The organism is Gilliamella sp. M0320 (assembly GCF_016101635.1).
Classification (GTDB): Bacteria; Pseudomonadota; Gammaproteobacteria; order Enterobacterales; family Orbaceae; genus Gilliamella; species Gilliamella apis.
Genome location: NZ_JACFQD010000027.1, coordinates 1 through 422, shown reverse-complemented (window position 1 = coordinate 422; position 422 = coordinate 1). Strand labels below are relative to the sequence as shown.

Sequence of the window (422 nt, the reverse complement as noted above, 5' to 3'; positions counted from 1 at the left end):
CAAATTCGGCAAAATTTTTTAAAATTTCTTGGTTTAGCCTGTTTATCTCGGCCGATGGTTTTCATATTAACCGTGGTTGTTTTACAGTCTATCTCTTTTTCTAATTATGCATTAACCACTACAACGACCAATATTATTCAAGGTTCAGCTCCTTATTTAACCTTTGATGGTGGTCGTACCCGGGTAACAAATACCGAAGCACTACTCTGGATATCCCTTTCTGATGGTAGAACATTTACTCCCACAACCAATGATTCAAGAAACCATCCTATCATTTTACCTGTTGCTGGTCAGAGTTTTAAGGATATTGGTATGTTAGTACCAACGAATACGTATACTAATTCTATTGAATTAAGTTCACTTATTGGCAAACCGTATAATTATTGGGGGGATGATGATGGTGATGGTCAGGGAGTTTATTA

General features: G+C 36.5%; 1 protein-coding gene. It reads left to right on the top strand.

Annotated elements, in window-relative coordinates:
- Positions 1-54: 54 nt before the first annotated feature.
- Positions 55-422, top strand: a 368-nt coding sequence (locus tag H3T83_RS11315; protein ID WP_198215808.1) for a hypothetical protein, incomplete at its 3' end; no start/stop codon positions are given.